This is a genomic window from Stenotrophomonas africana, assembly GCF_013004645.1.
GTDB lineage: Bacteria > Pseudomonadota > Gammaproteobacteria > Xanthomonadales > Xanthomonadaceae > Stenotrophomonas > Stenotrophomonas africana.
Genome location: NZ_JABEME010000005.1, coordinates 107969 through 129003 on the forward strand (window position 1 = coordinate 107969; position 21035 = coordinate 129003).

Consider the following 21035-nt stretch of genomic DNA (forward strand, 5'->3'; position numbering starts at 1 on the left):
GCAGAAGGGGTGGTGGGTGCGGACGGTAGGTGCGGACCGTTGGTCCGCACACCTTGCCACCTCACCCATGCATGGCGTGGATCTACTTCGCAGCCTTCTTGACGGCCTTCTTCGCCGGGGCCTTCTTTGCGGCCGCCTTCTTCACCGCTTACTTGGCCGGGGCCTTCTTGGCAGGCGCTTTCTTGGCAGCGGCCTTCTTCGGCGCGGCTTCCTTCTTCACCGCCGCCTTTTTGGCCGGTGCCTTCTTCGCAGCGGCTTTCTTGGCGCCGAAGCCCTTGCGCACCGGCTTGCCGGTTTCTTCCATCAGCTGCTGCACTTCGGCCAGGGTCAGCGATGCCGGTTCGCGATCCTTGGGGATCTTGCCGTTCATCTTGCCATCGCTGATGTACGGGCCGAAGCGGCCGTTCAGCACCTGGATGTCGCTGCCCTCGAACTCCTTGATGATCCGGTTGCGCGCGATCTCTTCCTTCTCTTCGATAAGGAACACGGCGCGGGCCAGGTCGATGGTGTACGGGTCGTCTTCCTTCTTCAGCGAGGCATAGGTGCTGCCACGCTTGGCGAACGGACCGAAGCGACCAATGCCGACGCTGACCGGCTCGCCGTTGTCCTCGCCCAGCGCGCGTGGCATCAGGAACAGTTCCAGCGCGTCTTCCAGCGAGATGGTGTGCATCGACTGGCCGGGGCGCAGCGAGGCGAACTTCGGCTTCTCCTCGGCGTCCTCGGCGGTGCTGCCGATGGCCGCGTAAGGCCCGAAGCGGCCGAGGCGTACGCTGACCGGCTTGCCGGTCTTCGGGTCGGTGCCGAGCTCGCGCGCGCCACTGGCCTCGGCACGGTCGACTGATTCCTTCTTGTCTTCCACCAGCTCCTTGAACGGCTCCCAGAAGCGGGCCATCAGCGGGATCCACTCTTCTTCGCCACGCGAGACGGCGTCGAGCTCGTCTTCGAGCTTGGCGGTGAAGTCGTAGTCCACGTACCGGGTGAAGTGGCTGGACAGGAACTTGGACACCGCACGGCCGACGTCGGACGGGCGGAAGCTGCGGCCTTCCATTTCCACGTACTTGCGGAACAGCAGGGTCTGGATGATCGAGGCGTAGGTCGAGGGACGGCCGATGCCGTACTCTTCCAGCGCCTTCACCAGCGCCGCTTCGGTGTAGCGCGGCGGCGGCTGGGTGAAATGCTGTTCGGCCTGGATGCGTTCCAGCGGCACGCGGTCGCCGGGCTTCATCGCCGGCAGCTTGCGGCCTTCGTCCTCGTCCTCGGCGCTCTTGTTGTCCTTGCCTTCTTCGTACACGGCCAGGAAGCCGGGCACCACCACGGTGGTGCCGCTGGCACGGAACACGTGTTCGCTGCCGGCGGACAGGTCGACGCTGACGGTGTTGAGCGTGGCCGGAATCATCTGGCAGGCCACCGCACGCTTCCAGATCAGCTCGTACAGCTTGCGCTCGTCATCGGTCAGGTAGCGCGCGACCTGCGCAGGTGTGCGTAGCGCCGAGGTCGGCCGCACCGCTTCGTGCGCTTCCTGGGCGTTCTTCGACTTGGTCTGGTAGGTGTTCGGCTGGTCCGGCAGCGAGGCGATGCCGTAGTCGCGGGCGATCACATCGCGGATCTCGGCCAGCGCGTCCTGCGACAGGTTCACCGAGTCGGTACGCATGTACGAGATCAGGCCGACGGTGCCTTCGTCGCCAATCGCCACGCCTTCATACAGCTTCTGTGCCACCTGCATGGTCTTGCGGGTGGTGAAGCCGAGCTTGCGCGAGGCTTCCTGCTGCAGGGTGGAAGTGGTGAACGGCGGCGCCGGGCGGCGCTTGCGCTCCTTGCTGGCCACGTCGGTGACGTGCAGCGAACCCTGCGCGGCCTGCTGGATGCGCATGCGCGCCGCTTCAGCGGTGTCGCCATCGGTGATGGTGAACTGCTCGAACTTCTGCCCGTCCAGCTTGATCAGCTTGGCGTTGAAGTGCTGCGACGGGTGCGCGCACTCGGCGGCGATCGACCAGTACTCGCGGGCGATGAAGGCTTCGATCTCTTCCTCGCGCTCGACGATCATGCGCAGCGCCGGGCTCTGCACGCGGCCGGCGGACAGGCCGCGCTGGACCTTGCGCCACAACACCGGCGACAGGTTGAAGCCGACCAGGTAGTCCAGCGCGCGGCGCGCCTGCTGGGCATCGACCAGGTCACTGGCGATCGCGCGCGGCTGGCTGATCGCTTCCTTGATGGCGCGCGGGGTGATCTCGGTGAACACCACGCGCTGCATCGGCTTGTCCTTGACCAGCCCGCGTTCCTTCAGGATCTCGGCGATATGCCAGCTGATCGCTTCACCCTCGCGATCCGGGTCGGTCGCCAGCAGGATGTCGTCGGCGCCCTTGGCGGCCTTGGCGATCGCATCGACGTGTTTCTCGTTCTTGTCGATCACGTCGTAGTGCATGGCGAACCCGTTGTCCGGGTCGACCGCGCCTTCCTTCGGAATCAGGTCACGCACATGCCCATACGAGGCCAGGACCGTGTAGTCCTTGCCGAGGTATTTGTTGATCGTCTTGGCCTTGGCCGGCGATTCGACGATGAGCAGGTGCTTGGGCATGTCGGGAAGGTCTGTGGGCGAACCGGAGGAAGGGGCCGCTAGGGTGGAGCAAACGGCCGCATTAGTGAAGCGGCCACGGGCAAATCCATAAACTGAACGCCCGGTAATGTGCCGGGCGTTCAGTTTCACCTTATTAGAGGAATCACGCCCGGACAGCCCGTGTCAAGCAGCGAGGCGTGAGGATGGCCGTTCAGGAGGCCATCTTGGCGATGAAGCCGACTGCGAATACCAGCAGGGCCAGGCCCACCAGCGACAGCAGGCCGGTCAGCACCAGCACCAGCACGGTGACCGTCCCCAGCTCCCGGCGCTGCAGCTGCGGCTGGTCGGTGTAGGCCCAGCGGTCGACCACCAGGGTGTCGCAGATCATGTCGTGCAGGCCCTGCTTGCGCTCGGTGAACGCCGCCATCAGGAAGCCGATGCCGAGGGTGAAACTGCTCAGCAGCATGGCCCAGTAGCGACCAAATGCGCGCGCCTTGGTCAGGCGTTCGCCATTGCTGCGCACGACCTTGATGCCGACCGCCATCTTGCCCAGCGTGGCACCGCCCTTCGAGGCATGGAACCAGGTGTAGTACGCCATGCCGATGGCGAAGTTGATCAGCGCGCTGGACAGCTGGGCGACCACTTCGATGGCCGATTCGCCGCTGCCTATCGCGCCCATGCTGGCGCCGAGCACCACGCCGAGGATGGCGCCGATGATGCTGCCGGGGATGACCAGCACGAAGTAGTCGATCATGTAGGCGGCCACGCGCTTCCAGAAGCCCGCGTAGACCACTTCGCCACCCATCACCGGCTGGGCATGACCAGCGGCACCGGCCGCTGCCGGGGCGCTGTAGGGCGAACTGCTGAGCGCGCCGGTGCCCGGCAGGGGGGCGCTGCCGTTGTCGATGGCAGCATAGTCGCCACGCAGGTCGAAGCCGCCGCTGCTGGTGGCCGTGCTGGCGTCGGCCAGCGTCTGCAGTCCGAGTTCGTCGACCACCTGGCGCAGCGCAGCCCACTGCGCCATGCCTTCGCGCCAGACCAGGGTGTCCAGGTTCAGTTGGCCGCGCTGGAAGCGCTGGCGGATCTCCTGGACCGGTAGCGGGCCCTGGCGTTGCTGTCCTTCGGCGTAGTACCACTCAGTCATTGCATGTTCCCTGTTGGGTCGTCCTTGGAGGTGCCGGTGCGCGCGCGGTTCAGCCGCGGCACGACGGCGGCAGGTACTTGTCGTCGCTTTCGCCGCTGCATTCCCAGCGGCCGCTGTCGCGATCGTATTCCAGCCACAGCAGGTCGCCATCGGGTTTCTTGCCGGGTACGGCCAGGGTGGCCTCGATGCCGCAGTGGCCGTTGTTGAAGCGGCCGATGTTCACCGCCGACAGGCCGGCCTGGGTGAAGTCGCCCGGGGCCGGGAAGCCGGCGTCGTTGGCACCGGGGCACCGGCCTTCGTCATCGGCGAAGTGCTGCACCTGGTCCTTCAACGGCTGCAGTGCGGTCACGGCGCCGGCGACCTTGGCGCGCACGGTGTAGTCGTTGTAGGCAGGCAGCGCGATGGCGGCCAGGATGGCCACGATCGGTACCAGCACCAACAGCAGGCCGCCGCCGATGATGGCGGTCAGGGCACAGCCGGACAGCTTCTTCTTCGGGGGCGGCAGGGCGGTGGCCGATGCACTGGTGGTGTAGGGCGTGGATGGCGGCAGCACCGGCGGCTGCGGCGGAGGCGGTGCCACCGGTTCCGGTTCGGGTTCCACGGGGGGCGCGGAAGCGTCCAGCGCCGGCACGATCAGGCCGAGTTCGTCGACCACGGTGCGCAACGGCTGCCATTGCGGCAGTCCGTCGCGCCAGACCAGGGTGTCCAGGGAGATCTGGTTGTTGCGGAACAATTCGACCAACTGTTCCGCCGGCAGCGGACCCTGCTGCCGGTTGCCTTCTGCATGGAACCACTCGCTCACGGGGACGCTCCTGAATGCGCTATGCCCCCAAGTGTACGGTCAGTGCAGGGGTTCTGGCTCGTCCATGAACATCTGCGTCTCCATCCAGGCATACGCCGCCTCGGAGCCGGGCTGGTTGAACAGCACCATCAGGACGACCCACTTCAGGTCATCCAGGTCCAGTTCGTCCTGGTCCAGGGCCATTGCCCGGTCCAGCACCAGCTCACGCTGGTCGGCGTCGAGGATGCCGTGCTGTTCCAGGTACAGCAGGAAACCGCGGCATTCCACGTCCAGCTTGTCCAGCTCGGGGCCGTGGTAGACGCGCACGGGGCCATCGACCCGCGCCTGGGCCACGCTCGGCCGCTGCGCGGCCAGGGCATCGAGCCAGTCGAATGCCTTGTTGATCTCGGTTGGGCTGAAACCGGCCTGGATCAGGCCGTTCTGGAGCGAATCGCGGTCACGGATCAGGTCCGCATCTTCGCTGAAATAGTGTTCAAACAGGTACAGCAGTACATCCAGGATGCTCTCTTTCATTGCCCCTCGGCCTGCGTCGCGCGACGCTGTGGAGGTGAAGAAACTAGGGAGTTCGACAGTAGCGGCCGTGTACGCACACCACGATTCCCGCCAGTTCCATGGCCAGCAGCATGGAGGACACCTGGGGCGCCGTCAATCCACAGCGCGTGATCAGTGAATCCATACCGCTTGGGTTGTGGTCCAGGGCCCGCCACAAGCACTGGTAGTCAGGGTCGTCGGCCCAGCGCGCCGGCAGGAGTACCGGCGGTGCCTGTTCAGTGGGGGTGGCCAACCGTGATTGCAAGCCCGGCAGCTGCTGGCGAAGGGCGGGGGCCAGCAGTTCAAGGACCTCCTCCGGGCGCTCGACCAGTGCGGCACCCTCACGGATCAGCCGATGGCAGCCCGCCGCGCGTGGATTGAGTACCGAGCCGGGCAGGGCGCAGACCTCGCGGCCGGCCTCGGCAGCCAGGCGTGCGGTGATCAGGGCACCCGAGCGCTGGGCGGCCTCGACCACCACCGTCGCCAGCGCCAACCCGGCCACCAGCCGGTTGCGGGCGGGGAAGTGGCCGGGGCGTGCCGGCGTTCCGGGCAGGTACTCGCTGAGCACCGCGCCATCGGTGGCGATCCGGGCCTGCAGCCGTGCGTGGCCGTCCGGGTAGGCACGGTCCGGGCCGGTGCCGATGACCGCCACGGTGCAGCCACCGGCGTCCAGCGCGGCCTGATGCGCGGCCGCGTCGATGCCCGCCGCCAGGCCACTGGTCACCGCCAGCCCGGCTTCGACGAAGCAGCCGGCAAACCGGACTGCCAACGCGCGTCCGCCCGGTGTCGGCGAGCGGCTGCCGACCAGCGCCACCGACGGGCGCCAGGCCAGGCTGGGGTCGCCGGCGATGAACAGCGCCAGGGGTGGGTTGGGGACATCCTGCAGGGGCGGAGGGAATGCCGGATCGTTGAAGGCCAGCAGGTGATGGTTGTCGTCTTCCAGCCAGCGCCGTGCCACCGCCCAGGCCCGGGCATCCGGGCGTTCCAGTGCGGCGCACTGCTCTGGCGTACAGCCGTGCGCGCGCCAGTTCGCGGCGCCCTGCGCGATGGCGATCTCCGCGCTGCCTGCGGCCTGCAGCAGGGCCCGCCGGGGCGCCAGCGCGCCGCTTGCCATCAACAGGCGCAGCAGCGCCTCGTCAGCTTGGTTGGTCATCCCCCCACTATCGGGCGCATACAACAAAGGCGCCCTAGGGCGCCTTCGCATGCGGCTGTCAGACTTTGCCGGAGATGCCTGCCGGCCAGCGGCCGGCACGACCTGCGGTGGCCGGGGCAGCCCGGCAACCCGGCAACCGTTACTTCGCGTCCGGATGCAGTGCGTTGTAACCCACGCGCACCGGCTTCACGCCCTGCATCACCAGTGCGTAGCTGACGTTGTCGAAGGTACGGAACACCATCGCGTGCGCGGCGTACTCATCCGGCAGCGCAACCCGGCCCACGTTGCCGCTGAGGGCATCGTCCATGCGCGACGAGGTCGGGTACTTCATGCGGTCCGTCACATGGCGGCCCGGCCGCCACAGCGAGAACACGGTGCCGTTGTCCACGCCCTGGGTGCGCCCTGCCGAGATCGCGATCACGTCGCGCGGGCCACCGGCAGTGAACATGTCGGTCACCGCCAGCACGCGCACGTCGACGCCCTCGACGCTGGCCGCCGGTACATGCGGCACGAACTGCAGGTCGTACGGACGGGCCTCGACAGGCACCAGGCGGTCGCCGGCACGCACTTCACGGCCGCCCAGGTCCTTGTCCAGCGCCAGCGTGGAGGCCTCGACCTTGCCGCCAGCGACCCGGGTGATGGTGCCTGTGGCGACCTGGGCCAGCTCGTAGCCGAGCACGCCGCGGCGCGCGTTGGGCGCGTTGTAGGCTTTCCAGAGGTTGCCACTGCCCGGCGTGACATCGCCGTTGGCGGTCAGGTCTTCGGTCGGCTTGGGCTGGGCATAGCGCACGGTCGGGCGCACCACGGCCCAGCGCTGGCCCAGCTGGGCATCGGCCAGGCGCACATAGGCGGTGTTGCCGCCGGTAACGCGCAGGCGTTCCTCTTCCAGGCCGACAACGGCGGGCAGCTGCTCGATGCTGTCGACCACACTCAGCTGCTTCAGGAACGGCTCGACCTGGGCCAGCGGAATGGCGTCGATCGGGGCCTCCTGGCGCGGGCCGGGCTGGGCCGCCACGGTGACCCGGTCCAGATAGGCCAGGCTGAGCACGTCACCGGGATAGATCAGGTGCGGATTGGCGATCTGCGGATTGGCCTGCCAGATCTCCGGCCACAGCCACGGCTTCTGCAGGAAACGTGCGGCGATATCCCACAACGTATCCCCTTTTCGGACCACATAGGTGTCCGGGTGCCCGCCATTCACTTCCACGGCGGTAGCATAGGCAGCCACGGTCAGCATCGCCGCGGCGACGACCGTACGAAAACGAAGCAACATAGGTGTGAAGCCCTGATTCCCCAACAGGTCCGCGCACTATAGTCCAGAAACCGGGGCGCAAGGCAAGCGTTGGAGCTAGAATCTGCGACGTATGCCGGCGTGCCGGCCCCCTATCCGGAAACAGCCATGGCCCTTCTCCCCATTCTCGAGTTCCCCGATCCGCGCCTGCGTACCAAGGCTGCGTTGATCGAAGCTGCCGAAGTCACCACGCCGGCCTTCCAGGAACTGATCGACAACATGTTCCAGACCATGTACGACGCCCCGGGCATCGGCCTGGCCGCCACCCAGGTGGACGTGCACAAGCGCTTCATGGTCATCGACGTCAGCGAAGAAAAGAATGAACCGCATGTGTTCATCAACCCGGAAATCGTCGCCAGGGACGGGGGCCGGGTGTACCAGGAAGGCTGCCTGTCGGTTCCGGGCATCTTCGCCGACGTGACCCGCGCCGATACCATCACCGTGAAGTACCTGGACCGCAATGGCCAGGAACAGCAGCTGGAAGCCGGCGAAGTGCTGGCCACCTGCATCCAGCACGAGATGGATCACCTGGACGGCAAGCTGTTCATCGACTATCTGTCGCCGCTCAAGCGCGAGATGGTGCGCAAGAAGCTGGCCAAGCAGCGCAAGCACGTGGCGTGATCGCCAATCCGGGCCGCCCTTCGGGTGGCCCGCGCCTGCGCGGCACGCGCGGGCTGTACGGCGCCGGCCGACGGCGCCGTTTTCTTTCCTGCACGAATCCATCCTGCAAGTGGGGTAGCCATGAGGATTGTCTTTGCCGGTACGCCGGAATTCGCGGTGTCATCGCTGCGCGCGGCTGCGCGCCATCATGAGGTCGTGGCCGTCTACACCCAGCCTGATCGTCCGGCCGGGCGTGGCCGTGGCCTGGCGCCGTCGCCGGTCAAGCTGGAAGCGGTGGCCCGTGGCATTCCGGTCTACCAGCCCGAGTCGCTGAAGGACGAGGCGGCCCAGCAGCAGCTTCGCGACCTGCAGCCGGACCTGATGGTGGTGGTGGCCTACGGCCTGATCCTGCCCAAGGCGGTGCTGGCCATTCCGACCCATGGCTGCTGGAACGTGCATGCCTCGCTGCTGCCGCGCTGGCGCGGTGCCGCGCCGATCCAGCGTGCGATCCAGGCCGGCGATGCGAAGACCGGCGTCTGCCTCATGCAGATGGAGGCCGGCCTGGACACCGGCCCGGTGCTGCTGCACCAGGAACTGCCGATCGCTGCCACCGATACCGGTGGCCAGCTGCACGACAAGCTGGCGGAACTGGGCGCGCAGGTGCTGTCCGATGGTCTGGGCCTGCTGCGGGCCGGCATCAAGCCGATCGCGCGGCCGCAGCCGGAACAGGGCGTGACCTACGCGCACAAGCTGGACAAGGCCGAAGCGAAGCTGGACTGGGCGCAGGACGCGGGCGTGCTGGCGCGCACCGTGCGCGCGTTCAATCCGTGGCCGATCGCCGAGGCGACGCTGGCCGGCGAACGCGTGCGCATCCATGGCGCGGTGGCGCTGGAGGCGGACCACGGCCAGGCACCGGGTACGGTGCTGGCCGCCAGCCGCGATGGCATCGACATCGCCTGTGGCCAAGGCGCATTGCGCCTGCGCGTGCTGCAGCGTGAAGGCGGCAAGGCGATCACCGCCGCCGATTACCTCAACGCTCGCCGCGACCTGCGCGTGGGAGCGTAAGCGGTGTCGAAGCAGAACGATTTCTCCGTCGCCAAGGCGGCACCGGGCGCGGCCACACGCATGCTGGCCGCACGTGTACTGGCACAGGTGTTCACCCGTGGCCGTTCGTTGAAGGCTGAACTGGCCTGGGCGCTGCCGAAGCTGGCCGACAGCCGCGACCGCGCGCTGCTGGAAGCCCTGTGTTTTGCCGTCCTGCGCCGTCGCAGCACCTACGACGCCGCGTTGCAGTCGTGGATGCAGAAGCCGTTGTCGGCGCGTGACGCCGATCTGCGCACGCTGCTGATGGTCGGCTTCGCGCAGCTGGACGTGCTGGAGCTGCCGGCGCATGCGGCGTTGTCGGCCACGGTCGATGCGGCGCGCGCGCTGGGTCGTGAGCGCCAGGCAGGCCTGGTCAACGCGATCCTGCGCCGTGCGCAGCGCGAAGGTTTCCCCGAGCAGCCCGCACGCGACGCCTTCCCGGAATGGCTGGCCGATGCGATTGAGCGCGATTGGCCGGCGCAGGCCGAGGCGATCTTCAACGCCAGCCTTCAGCCGGCACCGTTGTGGCTGCGTGCGAACCGCCAGCACGGTGGCCGCGACAAGGCACTGGCCGCGCTGGCCGAGGCGGGCATTGCCGCCGAAGCCAGTGCGCTCTGCGCCGATGCGTTGCGCCTGGCGGCTCCCGTTGCCGTGAACCAGCTGCCCGGCTTTGCCGACGGTGCGCTGTCGGTGCAGGACCTCTCGGCGCAATGCGCGGCCGATGCGCTGGCACCGGTGGCCGGTGCACGCGTGCTGGATGCCTGTGCGGCACCTGGCGGCAAGTCGGCGCACCTGCTTGAGCGTGACCCCAGCCTGCGTTTGCTGGCGCTGGATATCGACGCGCGACGGCTGGCCCGTGCACGCGACACCTACACGCGTACCGGGGTGGGGGAGCATGCACAGACGCTGGTTGCTGATGCCAGTGACCCCGGGTCATGGTGGGATGGCGTGCCGTTCGACGCGATCCTGCTGGATGCACCTTGTTCAGCCACCGGTGTGATCCGTCGTCAGCCGGATGTGATGTTCCACCGCCGTGCCGAAGACATCGATGCGCTGGTCGGTGTGCAGGCGCGCCTGCTGGAAGCCTGCTGGTCGATGCTGCGCCCAGGCGGCGTGCTGCTGTATGCGACCTGCTCGATCCTGCGTGCCGAGAACATCGATCAGGTGCGCGCGTTCCTGAAGTGGCATCCGGACGCCGTGGCGCAGCCGTTGGGCGACGCATTCGGCGTGGATTGCGAAGGTGTGGCACGCCAGCGACTGCCGGGCGACAACGATGCTGACGGTTTCTTCTATGCGCGTCTGATAAAAGCAGCCTGACCCCTGCTGCCGTTTCGAGTCCCATGCTGAAAACCCACGCGTCGCGCCAGACGTGGTTGTTCGTGGTGATGGCCCTGCTGGTGCTGGGGGCCGGTCTGGGCCTCCGTGATCCATGGCCTTCGGACGAGCCGCGTTTCGCGCTGGTGGCCAAGCAGATGGTCGACAGCGGTTACTGGTTGTTCCCGCATCGCGGCACCGAGCTGTATTCGGACAAGCCGCCGATGCTGATGTGGTGGCAGGCCACGCTGTACGGCGTGATCGGCCACTGGCGGGTGGCCTTCCTGCTGCCGTCGCTGCTGGCGGCGCTGGGTACGCTGTGGTGCGTGGTCGATCTCGGCCGCCGGTTGTGGACGCGGCAGGTAGGGCTGTACGCGGGATGGGCGCTGCTGTTCGCGTTGCAGTTCACTTTCCAGGCGAAGAAGGCGCAGATCGACCCGCTGCTGGTGCTGTTCATCACCCTGGCCAACTATGGCCTGCTGCGCCACCTGCTGCTTGGGCCAGCCTGGCGCTGGTGGTGGCTGGGTTGGTTCTTCGCCGGAATCGGGGTGATCACCAAGGGTGTGGGCATGCTCGCCCTGCTGATGATCGTGCCGGCGGCCATCGCCTCGGCCCTGCACTGGCCGCGTGTGTCCCTGCATGCGCGCGATGGGCGTTTCTGGCTGGCGCCACTGGCGTTCCTGCTGGCGGTATCGTTGTGGCTGGTACCGATGCTGCTGGCCGGACTGGGCACCGGCTCGGACGAGTACCGTGCCTACATCAGCGACATCCTGTTCCGGCAGACGGCGCGCCGCTATACGCATTCCTGGGATCATCACCAGCCGTGGTGGTACTTCTTCGGCGTAATGCCGTCGATGTGGATCCCGGCGTTCCTGGCCTTGCCGTGGGCTATTCCAGCTTGGCGCAGGCGCCTGCGCCGACGTGACCCACGCTACCTGCTGCCGCTGGCCTGGTGTTTGCTGCTCGTGCTGTTCTTCTCCGTTCCCGATGGCAAGCGCGACGTCTACATCCTGCCAGCGTTGCCGATGTTCTGCCTGGCACTGGCGCCCCTGTTGCCCGGATTGATGAAGCGGCGCGACGTGCAGGGCCTGCTGTGGGGTTTCACCGCGGTGCTGGCGTCGGCCCTGACCCTGATCGGGGCGCTTGCGCTGCTGGGTGATCCGCACTTCGAAGTGAATCTCACCCGTGGTCGTGGATTGCCACCTGGCGCGACCGACGCGCTGGCCTGGGCGATCCTGGCGATGGGACTCTGGGGTGGGCTGGGCCTGATGGTGGCAGGACGCTGTCGCAGCCACCTGGCGTTGGTCTCGACCCTGACCGCAGCCTGGGTGTTGTACGGCCTGGTCGGCTACCCGCTGCTGAATGATTCAAGCTCCGCGCGTGGATTGATGCGCGACGTCGGCGCACGCCTCGCGCCGGATGCGGAGCTGGGGCTGGTGGCCTGGAAGGAGCAGAACCTGCTGATGGCCGACAGGCCGGCGGCCACGTTTGGATTCGAGAACCGCTGGCATGAGCAGCTGCAGGCGGCCGTGCGCTGGCAGCGGCTGGACCCCGGACGGCGTTGGCTGCTGGTGAACAACGATGCCATGCAGGGCTGCATTGATCGTTCACGGGCGGAGATGGCAGGCATTTCCAACCGGCGGCGCTGGTGGCTGGTTCCTGCGGCGGTCGTAAGGGGCACCTGCGCGCCCACGGTGGCGGAACTGGAACGCGAGTACCTGCTGCAGGGGCCACCGGATGAGGACTGAACGAATGAGCGACGAACATGACGGCGCTGCGACAATCGAAGGCTCGCTCTGCCCTAGAATGAGCGCCGCTCCCGGCACCGTGCCGGTCTCCCGCCACCGACCCGCCGACCGCACCACGTGATCCCGCTTTCTCCGTCTACTTCCCGCACGTCGGGCTTCCTGGCCGGCGCCTATACGGTGGCGCTGGGGGCATTGCCGACGCTGTTGATGCTCACCATGGAAGGCGGCAGCGCGGGCTTCTATCTGGTGATCCTGTTGTCGCTGATCCTGCTGCTGATGCCCTCGGCATCGCCGGCCCTGCTGCCGGGCGCCGTTCGTCGCTATGCGTGGATGGGCATCGGCATGGGCGTGATGCTGGTGGGTGTTCTGGTCAGCCTTGGTGTGCATGGCATCTGGAAAGGGTCGGAGGTCGAAAAAGCGGCGCGCCTGCTGTCGATGCTGTTGATCCTGTTCGCGGCGCTGCGGGTGCCACGCAGGATCCTTGGGCGCGCCCTGTTGGGAACCCTGCCCGCAGTGTGGTCGGCAGCGGTGGTCATTGGCTGGCTGGCGCTGGAAACCGGCGCGCGGCCTGCCACCCAGCAGTTCAACGCGGTGACCTACGGTGACCTGACCCTGTTGTTTGGTGTGTTGAGCCTGGTGTCACTGGGTCTGCCGGTGACCCGCTTTACCCGCATCGAGGCGACGCTGAAGCTGCTGACCGGCATCCTGGGCCTGGTTGCCTTCCTGTGGACGCAGACCCGCGGTGGCCTGCTGGCGATTCCCTGTTTCCTGCTGATCGGCCTGCTGGTGATGGGGCGTCGGCTTGGCCGCATGAAGATCCTGCTGGGCCTGGTACTTGCAGCGGGCGTAGGCATTGTCGCCACCCATGATGGCGCGCTGCGCGACCGCATCGATGCCGGCGTGAACGAGTATGGTGATTGCAGTGCCGACCATCTGGCCGATACGTCGGTCTGCATCCGCCTGCAGTTGTGGAGCGCGGCGGGCTACATGATCCGTGAGCAACCCGTGTTCGGCGTCGGCGGCGGCAACCGCTTCCGCCAGGAACTGGAAGGGCTTGCCGAACAGGGCAAGGTCTCGACGATGGTCGCGCGTGATTTCGGCGAGACCCACAACGACCTGCTGTACTTCCTGGCCACCTACGGTGTGCTGGGCGGGCTGGGGCTGGTGCTGGTGTACCTGGCGCCCGCGCTGGTGTTCCTGCCACGCCTGTGGCGTGGCGACGAGCGATCGCGGTTGCATGCCGCTGCAGGGTTGAGCATCTGCGTGGCCTTCGCCGTCTTCGGCGTTACCGAAATGATGCTGCGTGACATGCGCACCGCGTCGTTCTATGCCGCCTGGGTCGCGCTGCTGCTGGCGCTGTCCGAGCCTCGCCGCCCTGATCAGCGCGAGCCCAGCGCCGCTTCGTAGCTGGCCAGGGTCGCATCGGCGAAGGTCTGCAGGCCGAACGCGGCTTCTGCATGGCGGCGGGCGGCCATGCCCATTGCCGCCAGGCCCTGGCGCTGTTCGTACATCACCTGCAACTGCGCCGCGATGGCGGCCACGTCACGGGTGGGTACGACCCAGCCGTCGACGCCCTGCTGGATGTTCTCCGGAAGACCGGCATAGTCGCTGACCAGCATCGGCCTGGCGCTGGCCATCATTTCGCGGCAGGCGAAGGAGATCGTTTCAACGTCGTTGGACAGCACGAAGCCGACGTCGCCGGCGGCGATCAGCAGGCGCGTATCGGCCAGCAGGCCGGTGAAGTGCACCTGCGCTGCGACCTCGCCGAGCGCCTGCACCCGTTCGCGCTGCTGTGCGTTGGGCAGGTGGCCGGCCACCGCCATGTGCACGTGTGGGCGGATGGCATCGGGCAGCAGGGCGATGGCCTGCGCCAGGTCGATCCAGCCCTTGTAGTCGTCAGTGCCGGCATTGCTGACCAGCACCAGGTCATCCGGATCCTGGGTCCATTGCTGCCGCATGGCCTGCCCCGCGTCGGCGGCCATCGGTGCAAAACGGGCCAGGTCGACGCCGTTGCGGACCACGTCGATCGGACAGCGGCGGTATGGGCCCTGCTCCAGCAGCCGCCCGGTATGGGCCGATACCGCGATCACGCGATCGGTGGCCCAGCGCGCACGGAAGGCATTGCCCAGGGTGTTGGTCGGCTTGCTGTTGTGCTTGGTGAGGATGATCGGCGGCCGGCGCATGCCGAGCAGGCTCTGCATCACGAAGCGGTGATCGCGTGCGCCGTTGACGTGGACCAGGTCGATGCCCTCGTCCCGCACCAGGCGGCGCAACGCGCGCTGTTCGGCCAGCTGCTGCGGCAAGGTCGGCAGGCCACTGCCGAAGGCCATCGGCAGGGCGGTCGCGATGCCCTCTTCGGCAACGGTGCGCAGCAGGCGGCTGTCGGCGGGGGCAGCGACATGGAGCGTGTGCTGGCCATGCAGGGCCCGCGCCAGGGACACGATGTACGTGGTGTGGCCGCCACCGTCGCCGTAGTGGAAGTTGGTGTACAGGATTTTCATGGGGGATCTTCGGGCAACGCGTGGTCAGTGTGACACAGCCGGCTCAGGACCGTTCCGCAGGTGCGACCGGGTCGGCCACTGCCTGGCCGTTGCCCAGCATCCACAGCATGATGGTCTTCTGCCGCACGTAGTTGGCGCGCACATAGGCGTAGACCAGGCCGTGCCAGCCATCGCGGAAGCCGCCGCGGAACAGGAAGCCGCGCCAGAACCGCCAGGCCGGGGCCAGCACCAGCTTGCCCAGCGTGGCCCGCTTGCCGCGCGCGAACTCGTGCTCGGCCATCATCCGCGCGTACTTCTCGGTCTTGGCCAGCTGCTGCTGCAATGACCGGTACGGGTAATGGATCAGGTCGCCGCGCAGGGTGCCCACACTGCCGTCGACACTGGCCGCCTCGTGGATCTCGCGCTTGCCGCGCCAGCCGCCCTGGCGGCGGTCGAACAGGCGCATTACCCGGTCCGGGTAGGCATTGCCGTGGCGCAGGAACCTGCCGAAATACTCCGACAGGCGGGCGAAGCGGAAGCCAGCGTGGCCGCTGAAGCCGCCGTCACGGGCCTGTTCGATGGCCGTGCGCAGCTCCGGGCTGATGCGCTCGTCGGCATCCAGGCACAGCACCCAATCGTGGCTGGCCTGCTCGACGCAGAATGCCTTCTGGCTGCGGAAACCCTCGAACGCGCGCTGGAGCACCCGGGCGCCGGCGGACTCGGCGATGGCCACCGTGGCATCGGTGGAATACGAGTCCACCACCACGATCTCATCGCAGAAAGCCAGCGAGGCCAGGCAGTCGCCGATGCGCCCAGCCTCGTTGAACGCGATAATGCACGCCGAGATGCGAGGCCGTTCGATGGGAGCGGTCGTGGAGGACATGATGGCCGGGTACCTGTTGTTTGCGACGGAGCGCTATGCGCTGCCTATTCTCGCCCCGTTGGCGCAGGCCTTGCACGCCTCCGGGCAGGTCGTCGCTGCCTGGTTCGAGGATGGCGCGGCCGGCAGCAGCCTGCCGGGGGTGCCCAACGTCGGCCTGAAGCAGGCCCTGGCGATGCGCCCGCGGGCCGTGTTCAGCGCCGCCAACTGGGTGCCGACCTTCCTGTCCGGGGCCAAGGTGCAGCTGTTCCATGGCTTCAACGTGGAGAAGCGGGACAGTGCGCGCGGCCACTTCCGGGTGCGTGGCATGTTCGACCTGTACTGCACGCAGGGGCCGGCCACGACCGCACCATTCCGCGAGATCGCTGCCCTGCAGGGCCATTTCGCGGTGGCCGAGACCGGCTGGCCGAAGCTGGACCCGCTGTTCCGCGACGATGGCGGCGAGAGCGCCGCGCTGCGAGCGGCGGCAGGTGGGCGTCCGGTGATCCTGTTTGGCTCGACCTTCACCGAGCGGCTCAGCGCCGCTCCGCACCTGCATGCGCAGATCGCCGCCGATATCGCCGCAGGTGGCCACTACTGGCTGCTGACCCTGCACCCCAAGTGCCCGCCCGAACTGTTCGAGCGCTACCGCGCGCTGGCCGGTGCCAATGCCCGTTTCATCGAGCCGGAACAGGTCATGGCCGCGCAGCGTGCCGCCGACGTGCTGGTCTCGGATACCTCATCGATCGTCTCGGAGTTCATCGTCCAGCACAAGCCGGTGGTGACCTTCCGCAACCGCGTGCCGAAGGCGCACATGATCGACTTCGACGACCCGGCGCAGCTGCCGGCGATGCTGCAGCGCGCGTTGCATCTGGACGCCGCGCTGCAGGCGGAGATCGTGCGCTATGCCGATGCCATCCATCCGTATCGCGATGGCCGTTCCAGCGAACGGGTGATCGCCGCGACCGAGGATTTCCTGTCCGGTGAAATGGGCGCGCTGCGGCGCAAGCCGTTCGGCAGCTGGGTGCGCGATCTGCAGATCCGCAAGGACCTGGGCTACTGGGGGCCGTCGCAGCGGTGACGTAGGTCCTGTAGAGCCGAGCCCATGCTCGGCTGCGGCAAGCCGAGCATGGGCTCGGCTCTACGGTAGATCCACGCCATGCGTGGATGGCGGTTCAATGATCGGCCGCGCTACCAGCGCAGCGTGCGCCGTGCCAGCGCTGCGGCCAGCTGCTCCATCACCTGCTGGGCCTGTGCCTGCGGCAGATGGTGCAGGGTCAGTGCCACATCGCCATGCGCGCCTGCGGTATCCAGCTGCAGGCTGCTGGTGCCGAGCAGCTTGTCCAGCGGTGAGCGCTGCAGGCGCAGGCCCTGCACCTTGTCCAGCTCGGCCCAGCGCCACCAACGCTTCCACCAGCCGCCGCGCACCGCCACGTAGTGGTCGTCCAGGTACCAGCCCATGCGTGCCATCTGCCGGCGCGCGACCAGCAACGCTACCGGCAACCAGGCCAATACCACCAACCCCCACGTTCCCCAGCGCCAGTACGCGGCTGCCGCCAACAGCGGTACCACCACCAGCGCGCCCAGGCACAGCCGCCACCAGCCGCGCTGCGGAATGGACTGCCACTGCGCCGGTGGCCATTGCAACTGTGGCAGCAGGTGCCGCACCAGCTGCTCGCAACGCGTACTTGACGCCAGGGGTGCCAGTTCGCGCAGGGCACGGTCCTCATCGCGCGAGGGCCCGCCAGCGGCACTGTCGATGCGGAGCTGGCGCAGCCCGAACCAGCGCTGCAAAGTACCTTCGCGCAGCGTCCAGGCCTGGATGCGGCGGCGCGCCACGCTGCTGCGGGTGCGGCTGAGCAGACCGGCCGACACGGTCAGGCGACGATCCTGCTCGCTGAGGGTGAAGCCGTGGTAGCGCAGCAGGGTCAGCACCACCGACAGCATGCGCAGTGCCAGCCAGCCCAGCAGCAGTGCGGCAGCCAGCAGCAGGAAGGCGCCGGCCATGCCGGGGTGCAGATGGCTGGCGTAGCCGAAGGCTTCTCGGCCACCACGCTGGATGGCATCGTCCATCACCGGCCGTGGCACGGTCTGGAACAGCACGCCGAATGCGGCCACCGCCAGCGCCCAACCGCGGTTGGAGAGCAGGCCCATGCGCACCACATCCCAACCGGACAGGCGCAGCAGCACGCGTTCGCGGTCGGCGTTGGCAATGGGCAGCGCATCAACGGCGTCGGCGGCCTGTGGCGCCTGCCCGCGCTGGCGCACCAGCCGCTCCAGCGCCAGCGCCTGGTCCAGCTTCAGCACGCGCATCTCGGCTTCCGGACGCACGCCGCCGGCCGATTCCAGGCGCAGCTCGGCCACGCCGAACAGGCGGTGCAGCGGGTTCTGCCGTACTTCCACGTTGTGGATGCGGGCGAACGGGATCTCGCGGCGGTTGCGTGCCAGCAGGCCACTGCGCACGGTGATCGCATCGCTGCCGATGCGGTAGCGGTAGCTGAGGTACTGCAGCACCGATACCAGTACCAGTGCTGCGATCGCCGACAGTGGGATCAGCTGCGCCCACATCGGGTCGCGGTCGCCACGCTGGCCGAACACCAGCAGCGCAACCAGCGGCAGGAAGTAGTGGCGCAGCTGCATCAGCAGCACGAACAGCCATGACCAGGGGTGCAGGCGGTGATCCTCGCCACCGGCGGGCAGCGATGCGGGCAGGGGCGGCGGCAGGCTCACAGGGCGTCGGCGTCCTGATCGAGCTGATGGGACAGGGTGTCGCGCAGGCGCTCGGCATCGGCCTCGTCCAGGCCACTCACGGTCACCGCGCTCATGCGGGTACCGGCGGTGTGCACGATCAGTGTGGCCAGGCCAGCGCGGCGCTCCAGCGGCCCCCGGCGCAGGTCCAGGTGCTGCACTCGCGAAATCGGAATGCGCGTTTCCAGTTGCCACATCAGGTCGCGGCGCAGGCCAAGGCCCTGTGCGTCCAGCCGCCAGCGGGTGCGGGTCAGGCGCCGGCGGCCCAGCCACACACCGAAAACGATGCCGATCAGCAGCCCAAGGGCGGCAGTCCACAGGCCGCCGGGCAGATCGAAGAACCATGCGGCCGCGGCCAGTGGCAGCCCCGGCACGAACAGACCACCGAAAGCGCCTTCCAGTGCAGCGAGACGGGCGGCGCGTTGCGGCAGCGGCTGCCAGGCATCGGTGGGCGGGGAGGTCAGGGAAACGTCGGTCACGCGGGCTCCGTCAGGCGGCAGGGCAGGCGATGGCGGCCGTGACCGCACCGCGCAGACGGTAGCAGGTCGGCTGCGCTACTGGGCAGCCTGGATCAGCGCGTCCACATCCAGCATGTGGCCTGCGCGATCAGCCTTGGTGCGCAGGTAGTGTTCGTTCTCGGCGGTGATCTCGCCGGTGACCGGAATGCAGTCCAGTACCTCGATGCCGGCATTGCGCAGGCGCTGTGCCTTGGTCGGGTTGTTGCTGAGCAGGGCCACGCGCGAAATGCCCAGGCCATGCAGCATCGCCACCGCGCTGCCGTAGCGGCGCTCGTCGGCGCCGAAGCCCAGCTGTGCGTCGGCGTCGATGGTGTCCAGGCCGTCATGCTGATAGCCATAGGCGCGCATCTTTGCGGCAATGCCGGTGCCGCGGCCTTCCTGGTCCAGGTACAGCAGCACGCCGCCGCCCAGTTCCTTCAGCTTGCGCAGGCCACGCCGCAGCTGGTCGCCGCAGTCGCACTTGAGCGAGCCGAACAGGTCACCGGTCAGGCACGAGGAGTGCACGCGCACCGGCACCACGGCCGACAGGTCCGGCTCACCGACGATGATCGCCACCTGGTCGCGCTGGGCCACGCCACCGCGGAACACCGCGAAGGTGGTCATGCCGACATCGCGCAGCGGTACCGGCGAACGTGCCACCAGTTCGTAATCGTGGGCTGCATGGGCCGCGCCTTCGGCGAGGTCGCACAGGGCCACTTCGGCAGCACCGTCGAAGGTGCGGTCATCGGCGTCCAGGCGCACCGCCACCATGGCCGGCAGCAACAGGCCGAGGCGTGCCAGTTCCACGGCGCCGGCATCGAAGGCGTCACCGGCGCTCCAGCCGTCCGGCATCGGGCCGGGCTCGCGCAGGTAGCCCAGCGAGGGCAGGGCATCGAAGGCAACGCCGGCCAGCGGCAGGCGCGCGCCCTCAGGTGCCTCCACGCCGAGTACGCGGGCGCGGGTGGCGGTCAGGAACAGGTAGTGGCGTTCGCACGCGGCGCTGGCGAAGGCGGCGAAGCTGCTGGCGGTGGCGCTGTCCAGCGCGATTACCGCCAGGCGCTGGCCCTGGCCATCGTGGAGCAGGACCGGGCGACCGGCGCGCAGTTCGGCAACCGCGCGTTCGCAGCGGATCGCGGCCGGATCGCCGAACAGGGAAGAAGCAGCAGGCATGGCAGGACCGGGGGAGGCGGACATCGCAGTCTCTATGGGGGCGCCGGCGTCGTATTCAACGTGCTGCGGCCGCCGGTCGCAGGGACCCGGCGGGCGTCAGTGCGGGTGTTCCTCAGTCGCGTATGGGTCTTCCTCGCCGCTGCCCGGTGGCCGCAGCGTATAGCGCTTGTAGGTCCACTGGTACTGCGCCGGATCACGGCGGGCGATGCGCTCGATGCCGGCATTGAGGGCGGTGGCGGCTACCTGCGGGTCCGGGTCGGCCACGGCCGGGTCGGTCGGCTCGATGTGCAGGGCGAATTCCATGTCCGGCCCGATGCGCTCGCACCAGCCATACAGCACGGTGGCGCCGGTGCGCTCGGCCAGCCGGTTGACCAGGGTCATGGTCAGCGCCTGCACGCCGAAGAACGGCACGAACACGCCGTCGCCGGCCTTGGGCTGCTGGTCGGGCAGGATGCCGGTGGCACCGCCGTCCTTGAGCACCTTGAACAGCTGGCGCACGGCCGGACCTTCGGCGCGCACCTGCTGCACGTTCTGGCCGCCCCGCACCAGCTGCAGGAAGGCATCGCTGGCCTCGTCCTCCGGCGGTTTGTAGACGATGGCGATCTGCCCGCGCGAGGCCAGCCACTGGTTCAGCAGCTCCCAGTTGCCGAAATGCGGCGCGGCCACGATCACGCCCTTGCCGCTGGCCAGGGCTGCGTCGTACAGGGCCTCGCCGTGGCGCTGCTTCAGATGCAGGCGCAGGTTGTCGGCCGGCCTCTGGCTCCACAGGCGCAGGGTCTCGATGGCCTGCAACGCGGTGGAGCGCAGCAGATCGCGGTGCAGGCGGTCGCGTGCAGCGCCGTCCAGCTCTGGGTAGGCCAGTTCCAGGTTGCGCCGGGTGACGCGGCTCTCACGGGCGTTGAGATTGATCCACGCCCACGCCAGGGTGCGCGCGAACCCCCGCAGCAGTGGCCAGGGCAGGCGAGCGAACAGGGTGGTGGCGCGATAGACCAGCCGGGCTTTGCGTTGCGGATTCATCGGCGCCAGTTTAGCCAAGGGCGCTGCTATCGTGGCCGGCCCCG

17 protein-coding genes and 1 pseudogene are annotated in these 21035 nt (G+C 68.1%); 6 read left to right on the forward strand and 12 right to left on the reverse strand.

What is annotated here, in order from left to right; all coding sequences use genetic code 11:
- Window positions 1–82 precede the first annotated feature (82 nt).
- The 6 genes and pseudogenes from HLA98_RS10880 to HLA98_RS10905 form a co-directional block, all read right to left on the reverse strand.
- A pseudogene (locus HLA98_RS10880) lies at window positions 83–2575 on the reverse strand (DNA topoisomerase I).
- A 190-nt stretch (window positions 2576–2765) separates the two neighbouring features.
- On the reverse strand, window positions 2766–3698 hold the full coding sequence (locus HLA98_RS10885) for an RDD family protein (protein ID WP_049449036.1): 933 nt from the start codon (window positions 3696–3698) through the stop codon (window positions 2766–2768).
- Between the two features lie 49 nt (window positions 3699–3747).
- Window positions 3748–4500, reverse strand: coding sequence for a pilin (locus HLA98_RS10890; protein WP_049449038.1), 753 nt, complete (start codon window positions 4498–4500; stop codon window positions 3748–3750).
- A 39-nt stretch (window positions 4501–4539) separates the two neighbouring features.
- A complete protein-coding gene (locus HLA98_RS10895; protein ID WP_005411195.1) occupies window positions 4540–5013 on the reverse strand; it encodes a DUF494 family protein in 474 nt (157 codons plus the stop codon).
- 43 nt (window positions 5014–5056) lie between these two features.
- Entirely contained in the window at window positions 5057–6184 is a 1128-nt protein-coding gene (gene dprA, locus HLA98_RS10900; protein WP_057502025.1) for a DNA-processing protein DprA, read from the reverse strand.
- A 139-nt stretch (window positions 6185–6323) separates the two neighbouring features.
- A complete protein-coding gene (locus HLA98_RS10905; RefSeq protein WP_049449042.1) occupies window positions 6324–7457 on the reverse strand; it encodes a LysM peptidoglycan-binding domain-containing protein in 1134 nt (377 codons plus the stop codon).
- A gap of 126 nt (window positions 7458–7583) precedes the next feature.
- On the opposite strand from HLA98_RS10905, the gene def reads away from it, so the two are divergent.
- The 5 genes from def to HLA98_RS10930 all read left to right on the forward strand — a co-directional run bounded on the left by def (window position 7584) and on the right by HLA98_RS10930 (window position 13627).
- Window positions 7584–8096 carry a peptide deformylase gene (gene def / locus HLA98_RS10910; protein WP_057501611.1) on the forward strand — a complete coding sequence of 171 codons (513 nt, stop codon included), beginning with the start codon at window positions 7584–7586 and terminating at the stop codon, window positions 8094–8096.
- A gap of 120 nt (window positions 8097–8216) precedes the next feature.
- Window positions 8217–9140, forward strand: coding sequence for a methionyl-tRNA formyltransferase (gene fmt, locus HLA98_RS10915; protein ID WP_057501612.1), 924 nt, complete (start codon window positions 8217–8219; stop codon window positions 9138–9140).
- A gap of 3 nt (window positions 9141–9143) precedes the next feature.
- The gene (gene rsmB / locus HLA98_RS10920) at window positions 9144–10475 is read left to right on the forward strand and encodes a 16S rRNA (cytosine(967)-C(5))-methyltransferase RsmB (protein ID WP_057501613.1); all 1332 of its coding nucleotides are present in this window, start codon (window positions 9144–9146) and stop codon (window positions 10473–10475) included.
- Window positions 10476–10498: 23 nt separating this feature from the next.
- A complete protein-coding gene (locus HLA98_RS10925; RefSeq protein WP_057501614.1) occupies window positions 10499–12220 on the forward strand; it encodes an ArnT family glycosyltransferase in 1722 nt (573 codons plus the stop codon).
- Between the two features lie 117 nt (window positions 12221–12337).
- On the forward strand, window positions 12338–13627 hold the full coding sequence (locus tag HLA98_RS10930) for an O-antigen ligase family protein (protein WP_057501615.1): 1290 nt from the start codon (window positions 12338–12340) through the stop codon (window positions 13625–13627).
- Here the strand turns inward: HLA98_RS10930 and HLA98_RS10935 are convergent.
- A complete protein-coding gene (locus HLA98_RS10935; protein ID WP_057501616.1) occupies window positions 13600–14721 on the reverse strand; it encodes a glycosyltransferase family 4 protein in 1122 nt (373 codons plus the stop codon). The two genes, HLA98_RS10930 and HLA98_RS10935, sit on opposite strands and share 28 nt — an antisense overlap.
- A gap of 43 nt (window positions 14722–14764) precedes the next feature.
- Window positions 14765–15583: a glycosyltransferase family 2 protein gene (locus HLA98_RS10940; protein ID WP_057501617.1), complete on the reverse strand. Its 819-nt coding sequence runs from the start codon at window positions 15581–15583 to the stop codon at window positions 14765–14767.
- Here HLA98_RS10940 and HLA98_RS10945 point away from each other — a divergent pair.
- Entirely contained in the window at window positions 15582–16640 is a 1059-nt protein-coding gene (locus HLA98_RS10945; RefSeq protein WP_057501635.1) for a CDP-glycerol glycerophosphotransferase family protein, read from the forward strand. The two genes, HLA98_RS10940 and HLA98_RS10945, sit on opposite strands and share 2 nt — an antisense overlap.
- Before the next feature lie 110 nt (window positions 16641–16750).
- On the opposite strand, the gene HLA98_RS10950 is transcribed toward HLA98_RS10945, so the two are convergent.
- The 4 genes from HLA98_RS10950 to HLA98_RS10965 form a co-directional block, all read right to left on the reverse strand.
- Entirely contained in the window at window positions 16751–18289 is a 1539-nt protein-coding gene (locus HLA98_RS10950; RefSeq protein WP_057501618.1) for a PH domain-containing protein, read from the reverse strand.
- Window positions 18286–18786, reverse strand: a complete 501-nt coding sequence (locus tag HLA98_RS10955; RefSeq protein ID WP_057501619.1) for a PH domain-containing protein — start codon at window positions 18784–18786, stop codon at window positions 18286–18288. The genes HLA98_RS10950 and HLA98_RS10955 overlap by 4 nt, the downstream gene beginning before the upstream one ends.
- Before the next feature lie 75 nt (window positions 18787–18861).
- Complete coding sequence (gene ribA, locus HLA98_RS10960) at window positions 18862–19998, reverse strand: GTP cyclohydrolase II RibA (protein WP_049449058.1); 1137 nt, start codon at window positions 19996–19998, stop codon at window positions 18862–18864.
- A gap of 72 nt (window positions 19999–20070) precedes the next feature.
- Window positions 20071–20991, reverse strand: coding sequence for a lauroyl acyltransferase (locus tag HLA98_RS10965; RefSeq protein ID WP_057501620.1), 921 nt, complete (start codon window positions 20989–20991; stop codon window positions 20071–20073).
- Window positions 20992–21035 lie beyond the last annotated feature (44 nt).

What these genes read in the sequence shown, in the direction of transcription:
- HLA98_RS10905 (WP_049449042.1), bottom strand. Translation starts at nt 7,457, where the DNA reads ATGTTGCTTCGTTTTCGTACGGTCGTCGCCGCGGCGATGCTGACCGTG.
- ribA (WP_049449058.1), bottom strand. Translation starts at nt 19,998, where the DNA reads ATGTCCGCCTCCCCCGGTCCTGCCATGCCTGCTGCTTCTTCCCTGTTC.
- HLA98_RS10925 (WP_057501614.1), top strand. Translation starts at nt 10,499, where the DNA reads ATGCTGAAAACCCACGCGTCGCGCCAGACGTGGTTGTTCGTGGTGATG.
- HLA98_RS10885 (WP_049449036.1), bottom strand. Translation starts at nt 3,698, where the DNA reads ATGACTGAGTGGTACTACGCCGAAGGACAGCAACGCCAGGGCCCGCTA.
- def (WP_057501611.1), top strand. Translation starts at nt 7,584, where the DNA reads ATGGCCCTTCTCCCCATTCTCGAGTTCCCCGATCCGCGCCTGCGTACC.
- HLA98_RS10940 (WP_057501617.1), bottom strand. Translation starts at nt 15,583, where the DNA reads ATGTCCTCCACGACCGCTCCCATCGAACGGCCTCGCATCTCGGCGTGC.
- HLA98_RS10895 (WP_005411195.1), bottom strand. Translation starts at nt 5,013, where the DNA reads ATGAAAGAGAGCATCCTGGATGTACTGCTGTACCTGTTTGAACACTAT.
- HLA98_RS10935 (WP_057501616.1), bottom strand. Translation starts at nt 14,721, where the DNA reads ATGAAAATCCTGTACACCAACTTCCACTACGGCGACGGTGGCGGCCAC.
- HLA98_RS10965 (WP_057501620.1), bottom strand. Translation starts at nt 20,991, where the DNA reads ATGAATCCGCAACGCAAAGCCCGGCTGGTCTATCGCGCCACCACCCTG.
- dprA (WP_057502025.1), bottom strand. Translation starts at nt 6,184, where the DNA reads ATGACCAACCAAGCTGACGAGGCGCTGCTGCGCCTGTTGATGGCAAGC.
- HLA98_RS10945 (WP_057501635.1), top strand. Translation starts at nt 15,582, where the DNA reads ATGATGGCCGGGTACCTGTTGTTTGCGACGGAGCGCTATGCGCTGCCT.
- fmt (WP_057501612.1), top strand. Translation starts at nt 8,217, where the DNA reads ATGAGGATTGTCTTTGCCGGTACGCCGGAATTCGCGGTGTCATCGCTG.